The sequence below is a fragment of the Isoptericola sp. NPDC058082 genome (assembly GCF_042885055.1).
GTDB lineage: Bacteria > Actinomycetota > Actinomycetes > Actinomycetales > Cellulomonadaceae > Isoptericola.
In genome coordinates, this window is sequence record NZ_JBHVSQ010000001.1 from 196,091 (window position 1) to 217,267 (window position 21,177).

The 21,177-nt window shown below is 74.9% G+C and carries 19 protein-coding genes; 10 read left to right on the forward strand and 9 right to left on the reverse strand.

Annotation, left to right across the window (positions count from 1 at the left end; translation table 11 throughout):
* Window positions 1–153 precede the first annotated feature (153 nt).
* From ACFVS0_RS00890 to ACFVS0_RS00905, 4 genes are all read right to left on the reverse strand, one after another.
* Window positions 154–903, reverse strand: coding sequence for a DUF4191 domain-containing protein (locus ACFVS0_RS00890; protein ID WP_430552611.1), 750 nt, complete (start codon window positions 901–903; stop codon window positions 154–156).
* A gap of 11 nt (window positions 904–914) precedes the next feature.
* Window positions 915–1,925 (reverse strand): lipoyl synthase, encoded by a 1,011-nt coding sequence (lipA, locus tag ACFVS0_RS00895; RefSeq protein ID WP_430545186.1) that lies wholly within the window; start codon window positions 1,923–1,925, stop codon window positions 915–917.
* Window positions 1,926–2,042: 117 nt separating this feature from the next.
* Window positions 2,043–2,720: a lipoyl(octanoyl) transferase LipB gene (gene lipB, locus ACFVS0_RS00900; RefSeq protein WP_430587125.1), complete on the reverse strand. Its 678-nt coding sequence runs from the start codon at window positions 2,718–2,720 to the stop codon at window positions 2,043–2,045.
* Window positions 2,721–2,758: 38 nt separating this feature from the next.
* Window positions 2,759–3,247, reverse strand: coding sequence for a MarR family winged helix-turn-helix transcriptional regulator (locus tag ACFVS0_RS00905; protein ID WP_430552612.1), 489 nt, complete (start codon window positions 3,245–3,247; stop codon window positions 2,759–2,761).
* 36 nt (window positions 3,248–3,283) lie between these two features.
* Here ACFVS0_RS00905 and ACFVS0_RS00910 point away from each other — a divergent pair, with 36 nt between their 5' ends.
* Window positions 3,284–5,674: an MMPL family transporter gene (locus tag ACFVS0_RS00910; protein ID WP_430586899.1), complete on the forward strand. Its 2,391-nt coding sequence runs from the start codon at window positions 3,284–3,286 to the stop codon at window positions 5,672–5,674.
* A 48-nt stretch (window positions 5,675–5,722) separates the two neighbouring features.
* On the opposite strand, the gene ACFVS0_RS00915 is transcribed toward ACFVS0_RS00910, so the two are convergent.
* Window positions 5,723–8,380 (reverse strand): M14 family zinc carboxypeptidase, encoded by a 2,658-nt coding sequence (locus tag ACFVS0_RS00915; RefSeq protein WP_430586900.1) that lies wholly within the window; start codon window positions 8,378–8,380, stop codon window positions 5,723–5,725.
* A 144-nt stretch (window positions 8,381–8,524) separates the two neighbouring features.
* On the opposite strand from ACFVS0_RS00915, the gene ACFVS0_RS00920 reads away from it, so the two are divergent.
* Complete coding sequence (locus ACFVS0_RS00920) at window positions 8,525–9,628, forward strand: Gfo/Idh/MocA family oxidoreductase (RefSeq protein ID WP_430565120.1); 1,104 nt, start codon at window positions 8,525–8,527, stop codon at window positions 9,626–9,628.
* A 56-nt stretch (window positions 9,629–9,684) separates the two neighbouring features.
* Complete coding sequence (locus ACFVS0_RS00925; RefSeq protein ID WP_430586901.1) at window positions 9,685–11,022, forward strand: hypothetical protein; 1,338 nt, start codon at window positions 9,685–9,687, stop codon at window positions 11,020–11,022.
* A 122-nt stretch (window positions 11,023–11,144) separates the two neighbouring features.
* Here ACFVS0_RS00925 and sucB read toward each other — a convergent pair whose 3' ends face one another.
* Window positions 11,145–12,917, reverse strand: a complete 1,773-nt coding sequence (gene sucB / locus ACFVS0_RS00930; RefSeq protein WP_430586902.1) for a 2-oxoglutarate dehydrogenase, E2 component, dihydrolipoamide succinyltransferase — start codon at window positions 12,915–12,917, stop codon at window positions 11,145–11,147.
* 251 nt (window positions 12,918–13,168) lie between these two features.
* On the opposite strand from sucB, the gene ACFVS0_RS00935 reads away from it, so the two are divergent.
* Window positions 13,169–13,513 carry an oxidoreductase gene (locus tag ACFVS0_RS00935; RefSeq protein WP_430586903.1) on the forward strand — a complete coding sequence of 115 codons (345 nt, stop codon included), beginning with the start codon at window positions 13,169–13,171 and terminating at the stop codon, window positions 13,511–13,513.
* A 37-nt stretch (window positions 13,514–13,550) separates the two neighbouring features.
* Window positions 13,551–14,303, forward strand: a complete 753-nt coding sequence (locus ACFVS0_RS00940; protein ID WP_430586904.1) for a class I SAM-dependent methyltransferase — start codon at window positions 13,551–13,553, stop codon at window positions 14,301–14,303.
* A gap of 67 nt (window positions 14,304–14,370) precedes the next feature.
* On the opposite strand, the gene ACFVS0_RS00945 is transcribed toward ACFVS0_RS00940, so the two are convergent.
* On the reverse strand, window positions 14,371–15,861 hold the full coding sequence (locus ACFVS0_RS00945; RefSeq protein ID WP_430585810.1) for a leucyl aminopeptidase: 1,491 nt from the start codon (window positions 15,859–15,861) through the stop codon (window positions 14,371–14,373).
* Between the two features lie 63 nt (window positions 15,862–15,924).
* On the opposite strand from ACFVS0_RS00945, the gene ACFVS0_RS00950 reads away from it, so the two are divergent.
* From ACFVS0_RS00950 to ACFVS0_RS00965, 4 genes are read left to right on the forward strand one after another with little or no spacing between them, the layout of a single operon-like run.
* Window positions 15,925–16,284, forward strand: coding sequence for a hypothetical protein (locus ACFVS0_RS00950; RefSeq protein WP_430552621.1), 360 nt, complete (start codon window positions 15,925–15,927; stop codon window positions 16,282–16,284).
* Window positions 16,281–16,790 (forward strand): hypothetical protein, encoded by a 510-nt coding sequence (locus tag ACFVS0_RS00955; RefSeq protein ID WP_430586905.1) that lies wholly within the window; start codon window positions 16,281–16,283, stop codon window positions 16,788–16,790. The genes ACFVS0_RS00950 and ACFVS0_RS00955 overlap by 4 nt, the downstream gene beginning before the upstream one ends.
* A complete protein-coding gene (locus ACFVS0_RS00960; RefSeq protein WP_430552623.1) occupies window positions 16,787–17,896 on the forward strand; it encodes a quinone-dependent dihydroorotate dehydrogenase in 1,110 nt (369 codons plus the stop codon). Before ACFVS0_RS00955 ends, ACFVS0_RS00960 begins: the two co-directional genes overlap by 4 nt.
* Complete coding sequence (locus ACFVS0_RS00965; protein WP_430552624.1) at window positions 17,893–18,099, forward strand: hypothetical protein; 207 nt, start codon at window positions 17,893–17,895, stop codon at window positions 18,097–18,099. The genes ACFVS0_RS00960 and ACFVS0_RS00965 overlap by 4 nt, the downstream gene beginning before the upstream one ends.
* Window positions 18,100–18,120: 21 nt before the next feature.
* Here the strand turns inward: ACFVS0_RS00965 and ACFVS0_RS00970 are convergent, their stop codons facing one another.
* The gene (locus tag ACFVS0_RS00970; RefSeq protein WP_430585812.1) at window positions 18,121–19,590 is read right to left on the reverse strand and encodes a PLP-dependent aminotransferase family protein; all 1,470 of its coding nucleotides are present in this window, start codon (window positions 19,588–19,590) and stop codon (window positions 18,121–18,123) included.
* Between the two features lie 261 nt (window positions 19,591–19,851).
* Here ACFVS0_RS00970 and ACFVS0_RS00975 point away from each other — a divergent pair, with 261 nt between their 5' ends.
* On the forward strand, window positions 19,852–20,571 hold the full coding sequence (locus ACFVS0_RS00975; RefSeq protein ID WP_430586906.1) for a YitT family protein: 720 nt from the start codon (window positions 19,852–19,854) through the stop codon (window positions 20,569–20,571).
* A gap of 6 nt (window positions 20,572–20,577) precedes the next feature.
* On the opposite strand, the gene ACFVS0_RS00980 is transcribed toward ACFVS0_RS00975, so the two are convergent.
* Window positions 20,578–21,033 (reverse strand): GNAT family N-acetyltransferase, encoded by a 456-nt coding sequence (locus ACFVS0_RS00980; protein WP_430586907.1) that lies wholly within the window; start codon window positions 21,031–21,033, stop codon window positions 20,578–20,580.
* Window positions 21,034–21,177 lie beyond the last annotated feature (144 nt).

Sequence of the window (21,177 nt, forward strand, 5' to 3'; positions counted from 1 at the left end):
TTTTCCCTGTCGCCCCCTTCTTTCTTTGGACCCTGGAAGGGGTATGGCCTCAACAACGGGCCCGCGGAACCGTCCCCCGGCGGCCCTGACCGATAACGACGAGGGCCCGCTCCCCCCCCCTGCCCCCCGCCCCTTCGCCGGTGTTGAGGTGGCTCAGCGGCCCCGCAGGCCCTTGCGGTCCGGGCGGGCCTTCATCGGGTCGACGCCCTTCGGGATCGGCAGGCGGGCGCCGCCCAGCGCCTTGAGGCGCTTCTTGACCTGCTCCGCCTCGGGCTTGGTGAGGCTCCGCTTGAGCTTCTGCACCTTCTTCGCGACCTTGGGCAGCGGGACCTGCCCCTCCTCGTTGCCGACCTGGATGAGGGTGATCGGCACGTTCGGCAGGACGCGCGCCGTCTTGCGACGCTCGTCCTCCAGGAGGCGCTGCACCCGGTGCGCGGGGCCCTCGGAGACCAGGACGACGCCCGGGCGGCCGACGCCGCGGAAGACGAAGTCCTGGGTGCGCGGGTTGATCGCGACCGGCTCGTCCGCGAACTCCCACCCGCCGCGGACGGTGCCGAGCGCCGCCCGGGCGGCGCCGGGCTGGCCCTCGATCTGCGTGTACGCGGCCTTCTCGGCCTTGCGCGTCAGGGTGAACATCGCGCCCAGCGCCGCGAACGGGACGCCGAGCACCACGATGTACAGGATCTGGAAGCCGGTCGGCAGGTCGAGCAGCAGCACGACGGCGGCGACGACCGCGAGGATCCCGACGAACACGCCCAGGATCAGCCACGTCACCGTGGGGTCCTGCTTGCGCGTCATCTGGTACGCGGCCCACACCTGGTGGTACCAGCGCTGCTTCTTGGGCTTCTTCTGCTTGCCGGTGGCGTCAGCGGGCGCGCCGGCGTCGGACTTGGTGCGGGCCATGGTCGTCAAGTCTAGTGGGCCCGCGGCGCAAGAAGGCTCGCGGCCTCCTGGCGCGACGTCGTCGGCTCCGCGAGGTGCGCGAGGGACTCCGGGATGGGCAGGCCGCGGCGCGTCATCGCCTGGCCCCACAGGCGGCCCGCGCGGTACGACGAGCGCACCAGCGGCCCGGCCATGACGCCCAGGAAGCCCATCTCCTCGGCCGCCTCGGACAGCTCGACGAACTCCTCCGGGCGCACCCACCGGTCGACCGGGTGGTGGCGGAGCGACGGGCGCAGGTACTGCGTGATCGTCACGAGGTCGCAGCCGGCGTCGTGCAGGTCCTGCAGCGCGTCGCGGGCCTCGTCGATCGTCTCGCCCATGCCGAGGATGAGGTTCGACTTGGTGACGAGGCCGGCCTCGCGCGCCCGGGTGAGCACGGAGAGCGAGCGCTCGTAGCGGAAGGCGGGGCGGATCTGCTTGAAGATGCGCGGCACCGTCTCGACGTTGTGCGCCATGACCTCGGGCCGCGACTCGTTGACGACGTCGAGCAGCTCGGGGATGGCGTTGAAGTCGGGGATGAGCAGCTCGACGCCGGTGCCCGGGTTGAGGGCGTGGATCTGGCGCACCGTCTCCGCGTACAGCCAGGCGCCACCGTCGGCGAGGTCGTCGCGGGCGACGCCGGTGATCGTCGAGTACTTCAGTCCCATCGTCCGCACGGACTCGGCGACGCGACGCGGCTCGTCGGCGTCGAAGTCGGCCGGCTTGCCCGTGTCGATCTGGCAGAAGTCGCAGCGGCGGGTGCACTGGTCACCGCCGATGAGGAACGTGGCCTCGCGGTCCTCCCAGCACTCGAAGATGTTGGGACAGCCCGCCTCCTCGCACACCGTGTGCAGGCCCTCGCCCTTGACCAGGCCCTTCAGCTCCCGGTACTCGGGACCCATCGTGGCCTTCGTCTTGATCCACTCGGGCTTCTTCTCGATGGGGGTGGCGGCGTTGCGGGCCTCGATGCGCAGCATGCGGCGGCCCTCGGGTGCGATCGTCACGGGTGTCTCCCGGTCGTCGTCGAGCAGGTGGACGTCGGGCGGGCGGAGCCTGTGCGGACCCTGACCGCCGGACCTCGTCAGACTACGTGAGGGGGGTGTCCCGGCGCCGCGACCTGCTCACCGTGTGGACGTGACCTCAGCAACACCCGGCGCGGCCACGGTCGAGGTGGGGGCCGCGCGCAGGGGGCCGAGGTGGCGGGCGAGGGCGTCGACGAGCGGGGCCCGCACGTCGTCGAGGGTGACGCGGCGACCGGTCTCGATCGTCAGCGAGGTCACGTCCGCGTCGGTGATGCCGCACGGCACGATGCTGTCGAACCGGCTCAGGTCCGGGTCGCAGTTCAGGGCGATGCCGTGCATGGTCACGCCCTTGGCGGTGCGCACGCCGATGGCGCAGACCTTGCGCTCGAGGCGGTCGCCGTCGGCGGCGAACCAGACCCCGGTGCGGTCGGCGACCCGGATCGTCGCGAGGCCGAACCCGGCGCAGACCTCCATGACGGCCTCCTCGAGCGCGCGCACGTACGCGACGACGTCGATGGGCTCGGCGAGCCGCAGGATCGGGTAGACCACCTGCTGTCCCGGGCCGTGCCAGGTGATCTTGCCGCCGCGGTCGACGTCGACGACGGGGGTGCCGTCGGTGGGGCGCTCGTCGCGGTGCGTGCGTCGACCGGCCGTGTAGACGTCGGGGTGCTCCACGACGATCAGCGTGTCGGGGCGGTCGCCGGTGACGACGTCGGCGTGCACGCGGCGCTGGAGCTCCCACGCCTCGTGATACTCGGTCAGTCCGGGCAGCGTCATCACGTCCACCCGACCGAGGCTAGCCCCATGCGGTGCGGTCAGTCGTCGGCGTCGCGTTGCGCGCGCACGAGGGTGACGAGGATCTCACGCAGCCGCGCCACGTCGTCGTCCGCGAGCCCGCGGGCGGTGAGGTCCTCCGCGGGCTGCAGGCGGCCCGCCTCCGCGGCGGCGCGGCGGCCGGCGTCGGTGACCGCGACGGCGCGGCGGCGTCGGTCGCGCGGGTCGGCGCCGCGGGTGACGTACCCGGCGCGCTCGAGCCGGGCGACCACGCGGCTCATCGTCTGCTCGGTGACGCCGTTGAGCGTGGCGAGCTCGCGCTGCGTGCGCGGCCCGGCGAACAGGTGCAGCAGCACCGGGAAGCCCGCGTGGTTGAGGTTCCAGCCCGCGAGGTGGGCGTTCCAGTCGTGCTCGATACGGCGCACGACGGTGAACAGCAGCCGCCCCGTGGGCCACTCGCCCGGGTCGTCGCTCGTGGGGTCGACCGGGTCCGGCCAGGAAGTCTCGTCACGACCGTCGTCGAGCTGCACTTGCTTCCTCCCTGGTGCGCCGTCAGAATGCTCAGCATGCTGAGTAATCGGGCGCGGGGCAATCGGGGTCGAGGTCTGCTGCGGGGCCTCGTCATTCTGGCAGCGATCGGGGTCTGGCTCGCGATCGGCGCGTTCGGGGGCCAGGCCCAGGGCAGCCTGAGCAGCGTCCAGACCAACGACGACGCGGCGTTCCTGCCCGCGAGCGCGGAGTCCACGCAGGCTGCCGAGCTGGCCGAGCAGTTCACCGACTCCGAGACGCTGCCCGCCCTGGTCGTGGCCGAGACCGCGGACGGGTCGAAGCTGACGCAGGAGCAGCTCGCCGACGTCCAGGCCTTCGCCGACGCGGTCGCCGACGCCCCGCTCGAGGGGACGTCGGGCGACGAGCCGCGCACCGTCGGCGACCTGAGCATCGCCGACCCCGTCGTGGTGCCGTCCGAGGACGGGCAGGCGGCCCTCGTCGTCGTCTCGCTCGACGCCGCGCAGGCCTCCGAGGACCTCGGCGCCGACGAGTCGAGCGGCTCCGAGCTCGCGGTGGGCGCCCTCCGGGCGCTCGCCGGCGCGGACGTCGCCGACGGCGGGCTCACCGGGACGGGGCTCGAGGCCTGGGTCACGGGGCCCGCGGGCTTCGTCGCCGACCTCGTGAGCGCGTTCGGCGCGATCGACACCGTGCTGCTGCTCGTGGCCCTCGGCGCGGTCCTGGTGATCCTCGCGCTCGTCTACCGCTCGCCGTTCCTGCCCTTCGTCGTGATCCTCACCGCGGTCCTGGCCCTGTGCCTGGCAGGGCTGGTGGTCTACCACCTCGCCGCGAACGACGTGCTGACGCTGAACGGCCAGTCGCAGGGCATCCTGTCGATCCTCGTCGTGGGCGCCTCCGTGGACTACGCCCTGCTCCTGGTGGCCCGCTACCGCGAGGAGCTGCGGGCCACCAGCTCCCCGTACACCGCGATGCGCCGCGCCGTCCGCGCCTCGATCGAGCCGATCGCGGCCAGCGCGGGCACGGTGATCGTCGGGCTGCTGTGCCTGCTGCTGTCGGACCTCTCGTCGAACCGCAGCCTGGGACCGGTCGCCGCCATCGGCATCGTCGCCGCGTTCCTGTCGGCCACGACCCTGCTGCCGGCGATGCTGCTCGTCGGCGGGCGCCGGGCCCGGTGGGTCTTCTGGCCCCGCGTGCCGCACGCGCTCGGCCGGCACTCCGACGCGCCGGAGCCCACCACCACGACGCCCGCGACCACCACCTCGACGACGGCGACCACCACCTCGACGACGGCGACCACCACCTCGACGACGGCGGCCGCCGCCCCGACGGCGGAGGACGCCGACGACGACACGCACGTGGACGTCGCGGGGCACGGCGTGTGGTCGCGCGTCGCCGGCTTCGTGGGACGGCACGACCGCGTCGTGTGGGTCGCCACCGCCGTGGTCCTGGCGGCCGGCGCCGCGTTCGTGCCCACCCTCGACGCGAACGGCACCGGTGACTCGGAGGTCTTCCTCACGCAGGTCGACTCCGTGGACGGCGAGGAGGCGCTCACCCGCCACTTCGAGGGCGTGTCCGCACAGCCCGCGATCGTGATCGCCCCCGAGGCCGACGCCGACGCCGTCGTGGAGGCCGCCGAGGCCTCCGACGGGATCACCGCCGCGACGGTCGTCACCGACCAGCCGGCCACCGCGCCGGGCATGCCGGCCGAGGGCGACCCGCTGGTCGTCGACGGGCAGGTGCGCGTCGACGTCACGACCGAGGCGCCGTCCGACAGCCAGGCGGCGGTCGAGGCCGTGGCCGACCTACGCACGGCGGTGCACGACGTCAGCCCCGACGCGCTGGTGGGCGGCGCGGCCGCCGAACGGCTGGACACGCAGCTCGCCGGCCAGCACGACCTGCGGGTGATCGTGCCGGTGGTGCTCGCCGTGATCCTCCTGATCCTCGTGCTGCTGCTCCGGTCGGTCCTGGCCGCCGTGCTGCTCATGGCCGCGAACGTGCTGTCGTTCGGGTTCGCCCTCGGCGTCTCGGCACTGGTGTTCAACCACGTGCTCGACTTCCCGGGCGCGGACCCGGCCGTGCCGCTGTACGCGTTCTGCTTCCTCGTGGCGCTGGGCGTCGACTACTCGATCTTCCTCATGACGCGCGTGCGCGAGGAGAGCCTGCAGGTGGGCACCCGGCGGGGCGTGCTGCGCGGGCTGGCCGTCACCGGCTCCGTCATCACGTCGGCGGGCGTGGTGCTCGCCGCGACGTTCGCCGCCCTCGGGGTCATCCCGCTGCTGTTCCTCGCCCAGCTCGCCGTCATCGTCGCGTTCGGCGTCCTCGTGGACACGCTCGTGGTGCGCAGCCTGCTCGTCCCCGCGCTCGTGCACGACGTCGGCGACCGGGTCTGGTGGCCGTCGCGGCTCGCCCGGGCGGGCGGGGACGGCACCACGACCGGCACGACCCGCTGACGGACGACGGCGCGCGGACTGTCCCGCGCGCCGTCGCCCGGTCGGCGCCTACCGGGACCGCAGGGTCCCGTCGGCCCGGAAGGCGGGCCGCAGCCCGGCGAGCTGGGTCGCGCCCACCTCGGCCGCCGGCCCCCCGTACACGGCGTTGTACAGGAGGTTGAACGACGACCGCGGCAGCGACCGGAACGTCACCTCGCTCCCGTAGGTGACCACCGTGCCCTTGCCGACGTCGAACGACACGACGTTCGCCGTCCCCGCGACGTGTTCCTCGCCCCGGAGGTACCCGCTGGCGAGCACGTCCTGGTCGGGATAGGTCGAGACCACGTCGGCCCCCGGGCCCGTCGGGGTCCACGCCTGGGTGTCGTAGAGCCAGACCGGCCAGCTCTCCGGCATGCCCCACGCGACCATGTCCGAGGTGTCGAACTCCTGGTTGAGCAGGCTGCCGCCTGTCGCGAACTCCTCGTCGTCGTCCGGCAGGGCCGGTTCGATCGGCAGGTCCAGCAGCTCCTGCGCGGTGGCGACCGAGTCGCCGACCGCCAGCAGCGTGCCGCCCTGGCGCACGAACTGGGCGAGCTTGCGCCAGCCCTTCGCGCCGACGCCGTACGCCCACGCGAACTCCTCGTCGTACTTCGCCGGGTCGAGGCCCTCGACGACGTCGTCCTTCGAGATGCCCTGCGGGAGCACGATCGTGTCGTAGACGTCGATCAGGCGACCGCTCTGAAAGTCCTGGGCGCCGACGACGTCGTAGTCGACGCCGTACTCGTCCATGACCCACATGTCCCACCCGCCGGGCATGTTGTTCGCCCCGCGCAGGAGGCCCACCCGGGTGCGGGGCTTGAGCTGGATCCCCTCCACCGCCGGCGCCGACCGCGCGGCGGTGACCTGCAGGCCGACGTCGGCGCTCGCGGTGTCGAGCACCCGCCGCGCCTGCGGCGTCGCCGGCACGACGTACGTCCCGGCAGGGTAGGTGGTGCCGGCGTCGGCGAACTCCTGCCCGGCGCGGAACGTGGTGATGTTCGCCTTCTGCAGGGCGGCGGCCACGGGGATCGTGTCGTACGACTCGGGCCGCACCAGGTAGGCGCCGCCCGTCGGCGGGGCCGCGGGCATCGACACCTCGGGCACCTCGACCGACTCCACCCGGTCCGTCGGCACCTCGACGGGTGCGGAGACGGGGACGACATCGACGCCGAGCTGCAGGGGCAGGCTCGTCGTGGCTTCCGCGTACGGCAGGTCGTCGACCGGGTACTCGTCGGTGCCGAGGAGCTGGTCCACCCAGTTCCCGAGCGGCTGCCGGGTCCGCACGACGTACGAGCCCTCCGGGAAGTCCCGGCCCCCGGCGGTGAACGGCTCCGTCGCCCGGTCGATCTCGACCTGGGTCCAGTCCAGCCGCTCGAGCATCTCGAACGTCGCGTACGGGTCCCGCTGGTCGGCGTCGACCACGTAGGCCTCCACCCCGGACGCGACGCCGTTCTCTGCGAACTCGCGGGGCGCGGAGTAGAGGTTGTCGTACAGCAGGTCCTCGCCGTTGCGCGCCACGTACTCCATGCCGGAGTAGGTGGCGGTCTCGGCATACTCGACGATGTCGCGCAGCGTCCAGGTGTCCTTGTCGTAGGGCTGGATGAGGTCCTGGGTGGGGGTCTGCGGCCCGAGGGGGCCGCCGTCCTTCGACCTCTGCGGGTAGGCGAGGTCCGTCGCCGAGGCGATCTCGGTGAGGTACACCCCCGTGCCGGTGAAGGGGAAGAACCCGACCGGCTGCTCCAGCGTCCAGTAGATGTGGTAATCGTCCGTGCCGACGCCCTTCTTGCCCTCGGCCGTGAGGTCGCGCATGGCGTGCTGGCCGACCGCCGAGCTCGACGCGTTCGAGTTCGCCGGCACGTTCGGGCTCGTCACGCCGCCGTACGGCGGCACGAAGATCCGCTCACCCGAGTTGCCCTGCTGATGCATGATGTGCGTCATCACGGGCCGGTACTTCTGCGTCAGGCCGAGGCGGTAGCGCGCCTCGACCTGGGTGAACATCGTCCAGTCACGGTTGTCGTCGTGGCCCGTGTACTTCTGGTACAGGTCCGGGTAGACGCGGGCGAGGTCCGTGCCCGCGGTGCGGTCGAAGTGGTCGACCACCTTGACCTGGCCGTCGGGGTTCTGCGACGGGACGAGCATGATCACCGACTGCGTGAGCACCTCCTCGGTGAACTCCGAGTCCTCGGTGGCGAGCCGGTGCACGATGTCGTTGATCGCCTGCCCGTTCCCGACCTCCGTGGAGTGCACGGTGGCCTCCAGGTGGTAGATCGGCACGCTCCGCGCGGCCAGCTCCTTCGCCTCGTCCGGCGTCGTCGACCGGGGGTCGGAGAGCCGCTGGTTGAGCGCGACGATCTCGTCGAGCCGCTCCAGGTTCTCGGGCGAGCTGATGAAGACGGTCGCGTACTCGTTGCCCTCGGTGGTCTCGCCCACCGTCTCGTACTCGACGCGGTCGGACTCCTGCGCCACGCTGCGCAGGTAGTCCAGCACGTCCGGGTAGGCGGCGAGCCGTCCCTCCGCGCCCATCTCGAACCCGAAGAACTCCTCGGGCGTGGCGATGTCCGCCGTCGCCTCCGGCAGCGCGGCGTCGCGGACGGCGGGGGACCGTGCCTGCGACCCTGCGGCGACCAGGCTGGTGGAGATCAGAGCTGCTGCCGCCGTGATGGCGACGGTGGTACGTCGTCGTGCCATGAGCTGCTCCTTTCGCGCGACCCTGCCGCCGGGTGCGGTGGGGTCGCGCCCACGCTATTGCCGAGGGCGACTTTTCTCTTGGCGAGGTCGAGCCCGGCGGGCCGTTCCACCGTCCAGCGGCGTCCCTCGTGCACCATGGAGGTCATGACCGCACAGGGCGAGGCGACGACGGACAGCTCGGCCGACCAGGGGCCGGACGGGGGGATCGTGCCTCCGCCGCGCCTGGCGATCGTCGGGTACGGGGGAGCGGGCCGGGAGATCCACGCCCGCCTCGCGGCGGAGGCCGGGCTCCCGGTGACGGCCGTCGTGACGCGCGACCCCGGCCGGCGCAACCAGGCCGCGGGGGACTGGCCGGGAGCCCGGCTGCTGTCGGACCTCGACGAGCTGATCGCCGCCCGCCGCGCCTACGACCTCGTCGTGGTGGCCAGCCCCACGACCCTGCACGCCGAGCACGCCGCCGCCCTCGCCCGCGCGGAGATCCCGTTCGTGCTCGACAAGCCGATCGGGCTCGACGCGCACCAGGCACGTGCCGTCGTCGAGGAGGCGGCCGCCACCGGTACCCCGTTCACCGTCTTCCAGAACCGGCGCTGGGACCCCGAGCAGCTCACCCTCGTGGGCCTGCTCGACGCCGGTGGCCTGGGTGACGTGCACACGTTCGAGCGGCGCTGGGAGCGCTGGCGGCCGGTCCCGCGGCAGCGGTGGAAGGAGAACGACCCGGTCGGTGGCGGGCTGCTGCTCGACCTCGGCCCGCACCTGGTGGACTCGGCGACGCAGCTGTTCGGCCGCGTCCGGTCCGTCTGGGCGCAGACCCGCAAGCTCACCACGCCCACCGAGGACGACGTCTTCCTCGTCCTGGAGCACGAGGCCGGCGGCGGCCGCGCGGGGAGCCCGCACGCCGTCGTGTCGCGGCTCTGGGCGGGGTCGGTCGTAGGCGCTCCCGGCCCTCGGACCCGCGTGCTCGGGTCGGCGGGCGCCTACCTGGTGACGACCTTCGAGCAGGACGCCTCCCCGCTCGAGGTGCTGGACGACGACGCGCCCGAGGGGTCGGTCGGCTGGCTCACGCGCGGCCGCGACCGGCGCGCCGTGCCCGCGGCCCCGGGCGGCCACGCCGACTTCTACCGCGCGCTGGGGCCGTGGCTGCACGGGGACGAGCCCGCGCCCGTCGACCCGGCCGACGCCGTGCGCACCGCCGAGGTGCTGGACGCGGCCCGGGTGTCGGCGCGCGAGGGGCGTCGCCTCACCCTCTGACCCTCGCCTGTGGATGACGGCGACGACGGGCGGCCGCGACCGTGTTCGATGGCTCCGTGCCCACCCAGACGCTGCCGATCCCGACCGACGCCGGCGCCCGCGACGCCCTCCTGGAGCGCGTGCGCGCGCTCGCGGCGCTCCGGCACCCGTGCGTGGAGCCCGTGGTGGCCGTCGACGTGCGCGACGACGGGACCCTGGCCCTGCGGCGGGGCGGCGCCGCGACCGACCTGCCCACCGTGCTCGCCGTCCGCGGGCGCCTGACCTCGCGGGAGGCGGCGGGGGTCCTCGTCACCGTGGCGCGCGGGCTCGCCGCGCTGCACAGCGCCGGGCTGCGGCAGGGGAGCGTGGGCGCGCAGGACGTGGTGCTCGACCCCGGTGGCAGCGCGCTCCTGCGCCCGCGGGCCGACCTCGCCGGTGCCGACGGCGCCGACGGTGTCGCCGACGACCCGGCTGCCGGTGAGGCGGCGGACGTGCACGCGCTGGCGAGGCTCGTCGCCGACCTGCTCGGCGACCGCGGCGACGACGACGCGACCGCGCTGCGCGCCGTGCTGGCCCCGGCGGCGGCACCCGACCCGCGGGTGCGCCCGGAGGCCGGCACGCTCGCGGCCCAGGCGGACACGGCCGTCGCCACCGAGCCCGTGCGGCTCCCCGAGCCGGCGGCGCTCGCGGCCGCGGCCCTGGGCAGGAGCCCCGTCCTGCCGGTGGCGGAGGCGCCCGTCCGCGTGCCCCGGCGGCGGGCGGTCCGGCGCGCCGACGGTGGCAGGGCCGGTCGTCCGGCGAGCAGGTCCGCGCGCCGCACGACCGCCCGGCGCCGCGGCGGGACCGGGCGACGCGTGCTCGGCCTGGTCGGCGCGGTCGGGGTGGTGGCGGTGCTGACGGCCGTCGCGGTCCAGGTCCGAGCGCCTGACCCCGCGCCGTCGTCGGTCGCCGAGGACGGTCCGGCTACCGGCCGCGACGCGGTGCAGGACGACCCCACGCAGGACCGGGCCGACCCCGGCGCCGCGGCCGCCGAGCTGACCCGCCGGCGCGTCGCGCTGATCACGAGCTCGGTCTCGGACCCGGACCCGGCGCGGTGGGGGGCGGTGGACGTGCCGGGGTCGCCGGCGCACGAGGCGGACGTCGCGCTGCTCGAGGCCGCCGCGCAGGCCGGCACCCGGGTGCGCGGCGCCGAGGTGCGGGTCGAGGACTCCCGTGCGGAGAGGGCCGGTGAGGGCGGGCCGAGCGGGCAGCGGGACGACGGCACGGCGGACGTCGTGGTGCGGTACGCCGTGACCGCGCACGAGCAGGTGGCGGCCGACGGCAGCGTCACCGCCGTCCCCGCGTCGGACGTGCGCACCGCGACGTTGCGGCTCGACTGGACGCCGGACGGCTGGCGGGTCGCCGAGGTCTCCTGAGCGCCGCCGCGCGACTGTCGTGAGGGATCGGCGCGGCGGGCTCGACGCGGGTGCCGGGCGGGACGACGAAGGGCGTCCCGGCCGTGGCCGGGACGCCCTTCGTCGTCAGGGACGGGGTGAGGTCAGAGACCGACCTCGGCCTCGAACGCGCCCTCCTCGATGCGTGCCTTGATGGCGGTGAGGAACCGCGCGGCGTCCGCACCGTCGACCAGGCGGTGGTCGTAGGAGAGGAACAGGTACGCGAACTGGCGGATGGCGATGGTCTCCTCGCCGTCCGGGCCCGTCACGACCGCCGGCTTCTTGGTGATCGTGCCGGTGCCGAGGATCGCGACCTGCCCGCCGGGGACGATCGGCGTGTCGATGAGTGCGCCGCCCGAGCCGGTGTTCGTGATCGTGAACGTGGCGCCGGAGAGCTCGTCCGGGCCGACCTTGTTCGCCCGCGTGCGGGCGCCCAGGTCGCCGATCTGGCGGGCGATGCCCGCCAGGTTCAGGTCGCCGGCGTTCTTGATGACCGGGACCACCAGGCCACGCTCGGTGTCGACGGCGATGCCGACGTTCTCCGCGGGGTGGTAGGTGATCTCGCCCTTGTCCTGGTCGATCGAGGCGTTGATCTTCGGGAACGCCTTGAGCGCCTCGACCGCGGCCAGCGTGTAGAACGGCAGGTAGGTGAGGTTCGCGCCCTCGCGGGCCTTGAACGACTCCTTGGCCTTCGCGCGCAGCTTGGCGACCTTGGTGACGTCGACCTCGACCACGGTCGTGAGCTGGGCCTGCGTGTGCAGTGCTTCGACCATGCGCTCGGCCACGATCTTGCGCAGGCGCGACATCTTCTCGGTCGTGCCGCGCAGCGGCGAGACCGGCAGCGTGGCCGGGGCCTTGGCGGCCGGGGCCGCGGCAGGCGCGGCGGCGGCAGGAGCCGGGGCGGCGGCCTTCTCGGCCGCGGCGAGCACGTCCTCCTTGCGGATGCGGCCGCCGACGCCCGTGCCCTGGAGGGTCGAGACGTCCACGCCCTTCTCCGCGGCGAGCTTGCGCACCAGCGGCGTGAGGTAGGAGCCCTTGCCCGGAGCGGACGGCGCGGGCTTCTCGGCAACAGGCTCCGGCTGGGCCGGCTGCTCCGGGGCCGGAGCAGGCTTCTCCTCGGCGGCCGGCGTCGTCTCCGCAGGCTTCTCGGGCGCGGGGGCGGGCTCCTCAGGCTTCGAGGGCGCACCGACCGGCTCGGGAGTCTTGGCCGGGGTGGGCTCGGCGGGCTTCTCGGCAGCCGGGGCGGCGCCGGAGCCGACGATCGCCAGGACGGCGCCGACCTCGACGGTCGCGTCCTCCTCGACGAGGAGCTGCTGGACGGTGCCGGCCACGGGGGACGGGATCTCGGTGTCGACCTTGTCGGTCGAGACCTCGAGCAGGGGCTCGTCGACCTCGACCGAGTCGCCGACGGCCTTGAGCCACCGGGTGACGGTGCCCTCGGTGACGGACTCGCCCAGGGCGGGCAGCGTCACCTCGGTGCCCTCGCCGCCACCGGCGACGGGCGCCTCGGCGGCCGGGGCGGGCTCGGCAGCGGCGGCGGGCTGCTCGGGCTCCGCGGGGGCCTCGGGCTCGGCGGGGGCCTCGGGCTCGGCGGCGGGGGCCTCGGCGGCCGGGGCGGCGTCGCCACCACCGGCACCGGAACCGTCACCGACGACGGCGAGGGTGGCGCCGACCTCGACGGTCTCGTCCTCCTCGACGAGGATCTGCTCGAGCACACCGGCGACCGGCGAGGGGATCTCCGTGTCGACCTTGTCGGTCGAGACCTCCAGCAGGGGCTCGTCGACGGCGACGGTGTCGCCGACGGCCTTGAGCCATCGGGTGACGGTGCCCTCGGTGACGGACTCGCCGAGTGCAGGGAGCTGCACGTTCTCAGACATGACCTGTGGAGTCTCCTTCGATCAGTGGGTCAGGCGACGTGCCGAGGCGAGCCGGGTTGCCGGCCCGCGACATCTGGGGTTGCCGCGTTCTGGTCACTGCCTGCCATCTTGTCACCTCCACGGGGGTCGCCCCAATCGTTCGGGGCTCCGTGTTGGTGTGACGCTGGGTACACCTGACCGCCGCATGACCTCCAGGACACCTCCGGGCGGTCTCCCGACCACGACGCCGACGACGGCGGTAGTCTCGCGCCATGTCGCTCAGGACCTCGCTGGGACGCCTGCTGGGCAGGCCGTCGTCGCCGGCCCCCGGTGCGCCGCCGTCGTCGGGATCGCGGGGCGAGACGATGGCCTACCTGCAGGAGTTCGTGCGCACCCGCGTGGGGGTGGAGGCCTACGTCGAGCCGCCCAACGCGCAGACCCCGACGACCGTGCTGCTCGTGGCGACCACCGGCGAGTGGACGCGACGTCGTGTCCCGGACGAGCGCACGGCGTTCGAGGTGGCCCGGTCGCTGGGCGTGCCCGTGTACAACGTGCGGTTCACCGGCTACCCGCAGCGCATGCGGGACTGGACGTCGGCGCAGCGCCGCAAGGCCTGAGCCGCGGCACGTGGGCGACGGAGGAGACCCGGGAGGCATGGACGGCGGCGGGGGCGAGCGCTGGTCGGCGGTGGCCGACGGCTGGGCCGAGCTGTGGGGCTCCTTCGCGGAGCCGGTCTGGACGCCGCTCCTCACGGCGTCACGGATCGGGCCGGGGTCGCGGGTCCTCGACGTCGGGTGCGGCACCGGCGAGCTGGTCGCGCACCTGGTGCGTGCGGGCGCGGTGGCCGCGGGCGTCGACCCGGCACCGGCGATGGCGCGCCGGGCGAGCGAGCGGAACCCCACGGCGACCGTCCTGGACGGCGACGTCGAGCACCTGCCGTTCGAGGACGCCGCCTTCGACGCGGTCCTCGCGGTCAACGCCCTGCAGTTCGCCGACGACGTCGGTGACGGCCTGGCCGAGGTCGCCCGCGTGCTGGTCCCCGGTGGCCGGGTCGGCATCGCCTGCTGGGCCGAGGGCGCGCGCAACGACCTCGACGTCGTCGAGCGGGCCGTCGCCGAGGCGTACGAGGAGGACGTGCCGCCCGACGGACCGCTGCGCGCCGAGGGCGGGCTCGAGTCCGCCCTCGCCGACGCGGGGCTCGACGTCGTGGGGGCGGGGATCGTCGACGTCCCGTGGGCCGTGCCCGACGACGACCGCCTGGTGCGCGGCGTCCTGCTCGGGGAGGACGAGCGCACGACGGCGGAGTTCGCGCCGACGGTCCTGCGCGCCGCGGCGCCGTTCCGGGCGCCCGCCGGCGGGTACCGCCTGGCGAACGCGTTCCGCTGGGCCGTGGCCGGCGTCCGCTGACCGGCACGACGACGCCCGGCCACCCGAGGGCGGCCGGGCGTCGTCGCGCGGTCGGTCGAGCGCGGCGTCAGGCCGCCGCGCGGCCTTCGAGGAATGCGAGCATCGTGCGCACGCCGACGCCCGTGCCGCCGGCGGGGGTGTACCCGAACGACGAGCCCTCGTTGTACGACGGGCCGGCGATGTCGAGGTGCGCCCACGGGGTCTCGCCGACGAACTCGGCGAGGAAGTGGGCGGCGAACAGCATGCCGCCCCAGCGGCTGGGCGCGGAGTTGACCATGTCCGCGACGGTCGACTTCAGGCCGGCCTTGAGCTCCGCGGGCATCGGCATCGGCCAGAACGCCTCGCCGGCGACGTCGGCGGCGGCCTTCACCTCGTCGCGCACCGCGTCGGTGCCCATGACGCCGGACGTGCGGTTGCCGAGCGCGACCATCTGCGCGCCGGTGAGGGTCGCGATGTCGAGGACGACGTCGTGCCCGTCCTCGACGGCGGCGACGAGGCCGTCCGCCATGACGAGGCGGCCCTCGGCGTCGGTGTTGGTGACCTCGACGGTCTTGCCGCCGCGGATCGTGATGACGTCGGCCGGGCGCTGCGCGTTGCCGCCCGGCATGTTCTCCGCGAGGCAGAGGTACCCGGTCACGGCGACCGGCAGCCCGAGGCGCGCGGCCGCGAGGACCGTGTGCAGCACGGCGGCGGCGCCGGCCATGTCGGACTTCATCGTCGGCATGCTGGCCGGCGGCTTGAGCGAGATGCCGCCGGTGTCGAACGTGATCCCCTTGCCGACGATCGCGACCTTCCCGGTGGCCTTCGCGGGCGTGTACGACAGCTTGACGAGGCGCGGCCCGCGCGACGAGCCCTGCCCGACGCCCACGAGCCCGCCGTAGCCGCCCGCGGCGAGCTGCTTGTCGTCGAGCACCGTGATCTTGAGGCCCTTCACGCCCTTGGCCGCGGCCTTGGCGGCGTCCGCGAAGGCGGCCGGGAACAGCTCGTTGGGGGCGTCGTTGACCAGGTCGCGGGTGCCGTGCACCGCCGCGGCCAGCACCTCGGCGCGCGCGACCGCGGCCTTGGCGCGACCCGACCGGGAGAACGACGTGACGACCTGGACGCTGCCGACCGCGCCCTTGGTGTCCTTGCCCGTGCGGTAGCGCGTGTAGGAGTACGCGCCGAGCAGCGCCCCCTCGACGACCGCGCCGAGCTCGTCCTCGTCCACCGCGGGCAGCGCGAGGGCGACCGTGTCGGTGCCGGCGAGCTCACGGGTCGCGGCGCCGGCGGCCGACCGCAGCACCTCGTGCGGGAACGTGCCGTCGGCCGCGCGCTCCCCGAGCCCGGCGAGGACGACGACGTCGGCCGAGACGCCGTCGCCGGCGGGCACGCGCCGCACCTCGTCGCGGGCGCCGGTGACGCCGAGGCGGGGGGCGAGGGTCTCGATCTGCCGCACGAACGCCTCGGGCAGCTGGTCCGCGACGACGGCGACGCCGTCCGAGGTGGAGCAGGTCCCGACGACGAGCGCGTCGACCTTGAGAGAGCTGGGATTCTTGCCGGTGAGGGTGAGGTCTGCCACGCGCCGATGCTATCCCCGTCCCGCGACCGCCGTCGGGCGCCCGGCGGCCGGTAGTCTGCGGGCGTGGTCCTTCCCCTGCTCATCGTCGTCCTGCTGGCGTGCGCCGCGCTCGCCGGGTGGGCGCTGTGGTTCGTCGTCCAGGACCGCGCCGTGATCCTCAAGCAGCTGATCGGCGCCGCCGTCGTCGAGGCGCTCGTCGTCGTCCAGGCGGTGGTGGCCGGCGTCCTCATGGTCACCCGCGACCACCCCGTCGACGGGCCGCTGTTCTGGGGCTACGTCGCCACCGCCCTCGTGGTGCTGCCGATCGCCGCGATCTGGGCGTTCGCCGAGCGCACCAAGTGGTCGTCCGTCGTCCTCGCGGTGGCCGCCCTCACGGTGGGCTTCCTCGACTGGCGGCTGTGGCAGATCTGGGGGGCGGCATGAGCGGCACCACCCCCGCGCCCGCCGCGGGCGGGCGTCGGACCGGCACCGGCTTCGGACGGCTGCTCGTCACGGTCTACGGCATCCTCGCCTTCGCCGCGATCGGCCGGTCGTCGTACGAGCTGGCCACCAAGTTCTCCGAGGCGCCCGTCGCGTACTCCCTGTCCACGCTGTCCGCCGTCGTGTACGTGCTGGCCACCGTCGCGCTCGCCAAGGGCGGGCCGCGCTGGCGCGTCGTCGCGTGGGTGACCGTGGGGTTCGAGGCCGTGGGCGTGCTCGCGGTCGGCGCCGCCTCCGTGGCCTCTCCGGACGTCTTCGGCGAGACGACCGTGTGGTCCGGGTTCGGGCAGGGCTACGGTTACGTCCCGCTCGTGCTGCCGTTCGTCGGGCTGTGGTGGCTGTGGCGCACCCGCCCGCGCGGGACGCACGACGCCGCAGCACCCGCGCCTGAACCGACCGAGCCGACCGGGCCCACCGCGCCCGCAGCCCCCGACCCGGAGGTCCGATGAGCCCGTACACCCTGCTCTTCAACGGCGTCTTCCGCCGGATGGACCCCGAACGGGCGCACGAGCTCGCGTTCGGCGCCATCTCGCTCGCCGGTCGCGTCCCCGTCCTGCGGGACGTCGTCCAGGGTGCCCTCGCGCCGTACCTGGGCCGGGGCAGCGGCGGTCCGGGCAGCATCGAGGTGCTCGGCCGCACCGTGCCCGCACCGTTCGGGCTCGCGGGCGGGTTCGACAAGAACGCCCGCGCGATCCGGGGCCTGACGATGCTCGGCTTCGGCTTCGTGGAGATCGGCACCGTCACCCCGCGCCCGCAGCCCGGCAACGAGGCGCCGCGCATGTGGCGCGAGCTCGACGTGCGGGGGATCCGCAACCGCATGGGCTTCAACAACGACGGCGCGCCCGCCGCGGCCGCGCGGCTGCGGGAGCTGCGGGCCACGCCCGCGGGCCGGGCCGTCGTCGTCGGCGCGAACATCGGCAAGAACAAGACGACGCCGGCGGAGGCCGCGGCGGACGACTACGCCGCCTGCGCCCGCGAGCTCGCCCCGTGGGCCGACTACCTCGTGGTGAACGTGTCCTCCCCGAACACCCCCGGGCTGCGCGACCTGCAGACCACCGCCGAGCTGCGTCCCATCCTCACGGCGGCCCGCGCCGCGGCCGACGAGGCGACCGCCGCCGCGGGCACCCGCCGCGTCCCGCTCCTGGTGAAGATCGCCCCCGACCTCGCGGACGCCGACGTCGACGCCGTCGCGGCGCTCGTCACCGAGCTCGGGCTGGACGGCGTCGTCGCCGTCAACACGACCATCGGGCACGACCGCGGTCCTGGCGGGCTGTCCGGGCCCCCTCTGCTCGAGCGAGGGTTGCAGGTCGTGGCCCGGCTGCGCGACCGTCTCGGGCCCGACCCGGCGATCATCGGCGTCGGCGGCATCTCGGGCGCCGACGACGTGCGCGCCTACCTCCGGGCCGGCGCCGACCTCACCCAGGGGTACACGTCGTTCATCTACTCCGGCCCGTTCTGGCCGTCGAGGGTCAACCGCTCCCTGACGCGCACGCGGGGGTCGGTCGCGGCCGGCAGCATCGACCGCGGCGTCGCCGCTCCCGGGAGCGCCGCGTGATCCGGCCGCGCTGGGAGTGGGCGCTGGACGACGCCGACGGTCGTGCGCTCGCCGTGCCGAGCCCGGTCTTCACCACCCAGTACGACGCCGAGCAGTGGATCGGGGAGCACTGGCGCGAGCTGGCCTCCGCCGGCGCGACCCTCGCCCGCCTGCTGCACGACGGGGCGCAGGCGACGCCGGGCGTGGTGCTGCCGTCGGTCTGACGGCCGAGCCGCGGCGGGACCTCAGGCGCCCGGTGCGACCTGCGCCCAGGCCCGGGCGAGCCGCGGCACCGCGGCGGCGAGCTGGTCGGGCTCGCGCGTGAACGTCAGGCGCACCCGGTCGCGCGAGGACCGGTCCGGCGTGAACGCCGGCCCGGGCGTGACGAGGACGCCGTGGCGCACGGCGGAGGCGGCGAGCGCCTGCGCGAGAGGTCGGCCGAGGTCGGCCCACAGGCACAGCCCTCCCGCCGGCACGGGCACGCGCCAGCCCGGCAGGGCGTCGCGGACCAGGTCGACGAGCAGGTCGCGCCGCGCCCGCAGCTCGGCGACGCGGTCGGGCAGGATGGCGTCGGCGCGGCGCAGCAGCTCGACGACGGCGAGCTGCTCGAGCACCGGCGTGGCGATGTCCGCCGACTCCCGGACGCGCGCCAGCCGGCGCACCACCTGGGGGTCGGCGCGCACCCAGCCGACGCGCACCCCGCCCCAGAACGACTTCGACGCCGACCCGATCGTCACGACGTGCGGGGAGGCGCCGTCGCCCGCGAACGGCTCGGGCACCCGAGCCCCGGGGTCGAGCGCCAGGTCGGTCAGGGTCTCGTCGCCCACGACGGTCGTGCCCGTGCGGTCCGCGAGGTCGCGCGCCGCCGCCCGCGCCTCGGCGGACATCGTCGCGCCGGTGGGGTTGTGGAAGTCGGGGACGAGATAGACGAGCCGGGGGCGGGTGCGTCGCACGGCCGAGGCGAGCGTCTCGACGTCGCCGACCGGGACCCCGACCACCCGCCCGCCGAGGCGCCGCGTCGGCTCCAGGGCGTGGAAGTACGTGGGCGACTCGACGACGGTGGTCTCGCCGCGTCCGACGAACGCGGCGGTGAGCACGGAGATCGCCTGCTGGGCGCCCGTGGTGACGAGGATCTGCTCCGGTGTGGTCGGCACGCCACGCGCCGTGTAGCGGTCGGCGATCGCCGACCGCAGCACCTCGACGCCGAGGTGTGCGTAGCCGCCGGTGGAGAGGTAGCCCGGCAGCACCTCGAGGGCCGCGGTGTAGGCGTCGTGCAGGGCCGACGTGGCGGACGGCGTCGCCTGGGCGAGGTCGACGGGGGACTCGGGCCGCTCGTCGCCCGGCGGGTCCGCGGGGGCGTCGCCCGCCGCGACGGGCGCGCTCCCGCGTGCCGCCCCCGCGCCGCGGGGGAGCGTCGTGACCGTGCCGGAGCCGACCCGGCTCGCGAGGAAGCCCAGCTCGCGCAGGCGGGCGTAGGCGCCGGACGTCGTGGTGCGCGAGACCCGCAGGGCTGCCGCCAGCTCGCGCTCGCTGGGCACCCGGGTGAGCGGCGGGAGGCTGCCGGAGAGCACCGCGGCGCGCAGGGCGTCCGCCAGCGCGAGGTAGGCCGGCCCGCCCGCGCGCCAGTCGCCGAGCAGGCGCGCGGTGGCCGCGGGGGAGAGCTGTCGGACGGCGGGCGGCGCGGTCGTGGCGGAGGGTGGGGAGACGACGGTCACGGGGCCACTGTCACCCCAATGGATATGGATTGCAAGGCCATTAGCGCGGAGGGTGGGAGCATGAGCACGACCACCCGCCCTGCCCGCCGCCCTCCGCGCCGCCCCCTCCACCGGCGGGCGGACCGCGGTCCGCGCCCGGGCGCGCTCCGTTCCGCGCCTCGTTCCGCGCCTCGTTCCGCACCTCTGTCCGCGTCCGACGACGCGCCCCCGCCCGCGGGGACCACCGCGCCCGACGCCGTCGTGCCGGCCGCGGCTCCGACGATGACCTGGGGACCCGTCCGCCGGGGGACGCAACTCGTCCTCGGGCTGTGGGCATTCACGTGGTCGATGGCGATGATGCTGCACGCCGGGCAGGGAGGCATGCCGTGGGACGTGCTGCACCAGGGCCTGGTGCGCAGCACCGGCCTCGGCTTCGGCACGGTCGTCGCGCTGACCTCCGCGCTCGTGCTGCTCGCCTGGGTCCCGCTCCGGCAGCGGCCCGAGATCGGCACCGTCGTGAACGTGGCCGTCATCAGCCTGGCGATCGGGCCCTGCCTCGCGGCCACGGCGTGGCTCGTGCCCGACCCGGGGCTGGCCGCCCGGATCGCCCTCGCCGTCGGCGGCATCGTCCTCAACGGCGTCGCGACCGCCGCCTACATCGGGGTGCGGCTCGGCCCGGGCCCGCGCGACGGGCTCATGACCGGCCTCGTGCAGCGCACCGGCCGGTCGGTGCGCCTCGTGCGGACCGGCATCGAGGTCGTCGTCGTGCTGGTCGGCATCCTGCTCGGCGGGACGTTCGGCTGGGCCACCGTGGCCTTCGCGCTGGGCGTCGGCCCCGTGGTGCAGGCGACCGTGCGCTGGCGCTGGCTGGTGCCGGCGGGCCTCACGGGGGCGGCTGCGCCCGCGGCGGGCCCGGCACGGGCGGACGCCGACGTCGCGCGCCGCGGTCGCGAGATCTCCCGCGCGCTCGACGCCGTCGCGCGGGAGCACCGCGACCGCTGATCGCGGTCAGGCGTGCGGTAGGTCGCGGCGGTAGAAGGTGGCGGAGTCGTCGTAACCGAGGGCCTCGTAGAAGCCCCCGGCCCGACGGCTGGCCAGCGCCAGGTAGGCGGCTCCGCGCGCCGCCGCCCACCGCTCGGCGTGGGCCATGAGCGCGGCGCCGAGCCCGCGGCCCCGGTGCGCCGGGTCGACCATGACCTCCTCGACCCAGCACACCGGTCCGTTCGCGAGGAACGTCAGGTGCACGTTCGCCAGGAGGTAGCCGAGCGGTGCGTCGTCGGTCGTGGACTCGGTCGCGAGGTCGGTCACCACGGCGAGCAACGTGTCGTCCCGGCCGAGGAGCGCCCCGAGGGTCTGGTCGAAGGCCTCCCGACGCGGTCGGAAGCTGGTCGCGAAGTCGCGGGCGAGCGGCCACAGCGCGTCGGCGTCGCCGGCGCGGGCGGACCGGACCGTCAGGGAGGACATGGCGGCAACCTAGCGCTGACGTCGCGGTGGGTCGTCGTCCGTCTCCGGACGACCCCCCCCGACATCGGTCCCCCCCCGAAACGTCTTTCCGGTCCGGCGACACGGGGCTTCTGCGCGTTCTCCGCGGTCTTGGCCCGGTCGCGC